This is a genomic window from Microcystis sp. M49636_WE2 (genome assembly GCF_030065375.1).
In the GTDB taxonomy this organism is placed as follows: Bacteria; Cyanobacteriota; Cyanobacteriia; order Cyanobacteriales; family Microcystaceae; genus Microcystis; species Microcystis aeruginosa_C.
The window spans coordinates 1-3,299 of sequence record NZ_JASJFG010000520.1; the positions used below are offsets into that span (position 1 = coordinate 1).

4 protein-coding genes and 1 pseudogene are annotated in these 3,299 nt (G+C 39.1%); 3 read left to right on the forward strand and 2 right to left on the reverse strand.

Features of this window, described 5'->3' with window-relative positions; translation table 11 throughout:
• From PX484_RS12140 to PX484_RS12150, 3 genes are all read left to right on the forward strand, one after another.
• A partial coding sequence (locus tag PX484_RS12140; protein WP_288104020.1) for an AAA family ATPase occupies window positions 1–714 on the forward strand: 714 nt, incomplete at its 5' end.
• Window positions 707–1,462 carry a hypothetical protein gene (locus PX484_RS12145; protein WP_287766632.1) on the forward strand — a complete coding sequence of 252 codons (756 nt, stop codon included), beginning with the start codon at window positions 707–709 and terminating at the stop codon, window positions 1,460–1,462. The genes PX484_RS12140 and PX484_RS12145, both read left to right, overlap by 8 nt.
• A 4-nt stretch (window positions 1,463–1,466) precedes the next feature.
• On the forward strand, window positions 1,467–1,610 hold the full coding sequence (locus tag PX484_RS12150; protein WP_216628729.1) for a hypothetical protein: 144 nt from the start codon (window positions 1,467–1,469) through the stop codon (window positions 1,608–1,610).
• Window positions 1,611–1,632: 22 nt separating this feature from the next.
• Here PX484_RS12150 and PX484_RS12155 read toward each other — a convergent pair whose 3' ends face one another.
• Both PX484_RS12155 and PX484_RS12160 read right to left on the reverse strand, forming a co-directional pair.
• Window positions 1,633–2,949, reverse strand: coding sequence for a family 10 glycosylhydrolase (locus PX484_RS12155; RefSeq protein ID WP_287670290.1), 1,317 nt, complete (start codon window positions 2,947–2,949; stop codon window positions 1,633–1,635).
• Window positions 2,950–3,042: 93 nt separating this feature from the next.
• Window positions 3,043–3,299, reverse strand: a pseudogene (locus PX484_RS12160) (glycosyltransferase family 39 protein); the annotation flags it as partial.

A 3,299-nucleotide genomic window follows, 5' to 3' on the forward strand; every position in this document is an offset into this window, starting at 1 on the left:
AAACGTCTTCAAGAACAATTACCCAAAAGGTCTTATACAGAACCAATGAATAAAGTGATTGAGTCGCTTTATTCTCTCAATACCAAGAAAAAAATTAATTCAGTTTATAATTCTCTGATTGAAAAGATGACCGGATTAATGGGAGGAGAAATCACGATTTCTAGTCTAGAATCGATCGCACCTATTCAATTTTCTTTTAAATTCGATGAAAGCAAAGATTTACCCATGTATCTAGCTTCATCTTCAGTCAATCAGTTGACTATCTTGTATCTTTATCTCAAATATTGGGCCAAGGAAAAAAACAATTTTTTGATGATAGATGAACCAGAAGTTAATTTGCATCCCGAAAATCAAATTCGCTTAATGGATATTTTAGTTCAATTTGTCACCGAGCATAATAATCGGGTTTTGATCACCACCCATAGCCCGATTTTAACCGATATTCTCAACAATTATGTTTATCTTCATACCTTAAAAAGTTATGATGTTGATGTCACAAAAATTATTGAAGATAATCAATTAAAAAATTTAAATCCAGAAATTTCAATTGCTAAAGAAGACTTAGGGGTTTACTTTTTCACAGGTGATAAAATTATTGATTATGGAACCAGTCAATATGGTGTTTATTTTCGTAATTTTACAGAAGTTATCAACTCCGTGCAGAAATCTGGAGAAATTTTAACCAATCATATCTATTTAGCAGAGAATGAGTAAGTCTAACTCAAAAAAAGAAATATTTTCCCTTAGACAAGAGTTTCATCAAGCTTTAGAAAAACAGGGTTTTATTGAAGAAATCTGCCTTAGTCAGGATGAGTATATTCAAATTCTAGAAACAAATAAGAGCGATTTAAAGAAAGTAGTTATTAATCACTTACAGTTATCGCCTAAAAATGACAAAAATATATCTACAGAAGTAGATAAAATCTGGGTTATCAATTTAGAAAAAGAGTTACCCGGTATCTCTGCTTCTGGCAAAACCCCTGAAAAAGCTATATTAGTTTTACAGAGAAAAGTCAATGATGCTGGTAAATTTCTCAATTATCATCTGCAAATTTGTTTAGTTGAACTCAAAGCATCCCTACAGGCAAAAAAAGGCAAAGAAAGCACATTAAAGCAGCTTGCTGGTAAATTTCAAAGCGGGATGAATAGAATCTATATGCTTCTGACTCTCAATAATCATGCTAATCCCCAGAAAAACTATCAAAATGCACAAATATTTGTGCAATTCAGAGGAATTATTTTTTATAATCGCAACGAAATTAGTGAGATTGCCAAAGAAAATGAGCCAGACTATAATTTGAGTGAGAGTACCTTATATAAAATTCTCTCTCAACCTACAGAATCAGATTTATTAACCCTAGAAACCCTATTAGAAGAACGAGATAAAATCGTCGTTAGGTTTATCCAAAATCCCAATCAAACTCAAAATTATATCACCATAGGACTGGAAGATTTACTCTGAATAAATGCTGCTTCTCGGCAATCTTGACAAGCTTTTTAGCTGGCAGCCTTTCACTGTTTACTGTTTACTGGACGGCTACGCCGTGCCTTTGGCAACACTGAAAAAAAACCGCCACTCTCCTATACCTTTTAAACAGGATTTAGTATAATTTTGATGGGCAAAAATTGCTATTAACTACCCGGAGGGGGAATAACAGGAATTTCGATCCCGTCCGGCGCTAAGGGGGGAGGTGTGGGAGTTAATCTTGGCTGGTCAGCAGGTTCAGGTGTACTAACTAAGGGAATATTTTCCACCACGGGAAGACGGGGAGTGATGGGTTGGGAAAACAGCGCTTGAATTGCCGCTTTTCTGGTTTCTGGAGGTTCCAAAGCTTGCTGCCAGAGACTTTCATAAAAGAAGAAAATCACCCCTAAACCCCGTTGACGAGCAGCCAATACCTTTTCTTCAATAAAGGGTAGGGCAATCGGTCGATTGCGTAAACCGGTCAAAACTCCCACACCGGTGGGGATAGTTTGCTGGGTTTCCTGAATTTCGGGACGCTCTATTTGTTTGAGAAAACTGGGCAGATCAGGACGATAAACCTGTACAATTAACTCGTCGACTAATCCTTGCCGCACCCAACCGAGCCAATCCTGTAAATGACCATTATAGGCGAATTCGTAGGGATTAGGGGCGATCGAAAGCAGTATATTCGGTTTAATTGCCTCAATTGATTCTTTGAGATTAGCCAGAAAAGCGGTGATTTTATCGGCCCGCCATTTTGTCCATTCGGGATCCCGGGGGTTAGCCGGGGGCGTTTTTTCGGTTTCCTGTTGATAAAGGGCGATAGTATAGGGATCATAGCCGAATTCGTTGGGTAAACTCAGATGATCGTCGAATTGGATGCCGTTAATATCGTATTGTCTCACCACTTCCAAGACTAATTCCCGCAGAAAATTCTGCACCTCGGGACGGAAGGGATTCAACCACACCACCTCACCGGCTGCCCCCACCCAAGTGGTCCCCCCGTCGCGTTTTTGGGTTAACCAGTCCTGATGTTTTAAGGCTAATTCTGAGGTGGGAGGGGCCATAAATCCGAATTCAAACCAAGGAATGACTAATAATCCCCTTCCACGGGTTTGTTCCACCAATTCTGCCAAGATATCTTGTCCCTGCGCTCCCGTAGGCACAAAAGGCTGTATTCCTTCCCGTTGAGCGATCGCGCTAGGATAGAGAGCATAACCGGAATTCCAAACCACGGGATAGATGGCATTAAAATTAAGATTAACTAATTGCTCGATCGCCTGTTGTCGTTTATCCCTATCCATCAGCATGGCTGTGTCGTTGGTGGTAATCCAAACACCGCGGATATCAGGATCTCGACTTTGAGAGAAAGCAGCAGAAAAATAGCCTAATAGTAGGACTATTAGAAAAGATACTAAGAATAGTAGTATGGGTAGCTTTTTAAGAATTTGCCGCCAAATGCTGGTCGGAATTAGAAAAGTCATTTCGTTAAAGGTGAAGATTAACGCTTTTAACTGGTTATGATAACAGCTTTGCTCAACTCTTTCAGGCTAGATTGACCCAAAATATATATTTACCTATTTCTTCCCTCGCCACAATTGACCATAGGGATAGAAATAATCAAGACGAATATCGAATTGATCTAGGGCCAGTAATAACCGATTGGAAGGACGAAAAAGAAATAAGTTGACGCGGGGAATTTCTAGGACTTCTTTTAACTTATCGGTATCGGGGTTAGTGGTAGTCAGGAAGTATTGTACATCAGCATTAAGACGATAATTAAGGGAAAGCAAATCACCTAAGTTAGTCCAGTCATTACCTTCGTCGCTGATAA

What these genes read in the sequence shown, in the direction of transcription:
- PX484_RS12145 (WP_287766632.1), top strand. Translation starts at nt 707, where the DNA reads ATGAGTAAGTCTAACTCAAAAAAAGAAATATTTTCCCTTAGACAAGAG.
- PX484_RS12150 (WP_216628729.1), top strand. Translation starts at nt 1,467, where the DNA reads ATGCTGCTTCTCGGCAATCTTGACAAGCTTTTTAGCTGGCAGCCTTTC.
- PX484_RS12155 (WP_287670290.1), bottom strand. Translation starts at nt 2,949, where the DNA reads ATGACTTTTCTAATTCCGACCAGCATTTGGCGGCAAATTCTTAAAAAG.